1 protein-coding gene is annotated in these 257 nt (G+C 69.6%); it reads right to left on the reverse strand.

Annotated features, from left to right (window positions below; all coding sequences use genetic code 11):
• Positions 1-257 (reverse strand): aldehyde dehydrogenase family protein (locus tag VJI94_RS08535; protein ID WP_324009056.1); only part of this gene is annotated, 257 nt, incomplete at both ends.

The following is a 257-nucleotide window of genomic DNA, read 5'->3' on the forward strand; positions in this document are numbered from 1 at the left end:
TGACCGCGCGCGAGCGACTCGGTGAAGACGTAGGACACCAGGCCGTACTCGGTGTCGTTGGCGATGCGCACGGCGTCGTCCTCGGTGTCGAAGGGGACGATCGCGAGCACCGGTCCGAAGATCTCCTCGCGGAGGATCTCGCTGCCCGGCTGCACGTCCGACACGACGGTGGGCTCGAAGAACGTGCCGGGTCCGTCGACGGGCGAACCGCCGGTCGTGATCGTGGCGCCGCGCTCGACGGCATCCCCGACGAGGGT

The organism is Parvimonas sp. D9 (genome assembly GCF_035282565.1).
Taxonomy (GTDB): Bacteria; Bacillota; Clostridia; order Tissierellales; family Peptoniphilaceae; genus Parvimonas; species Parvimonas micra.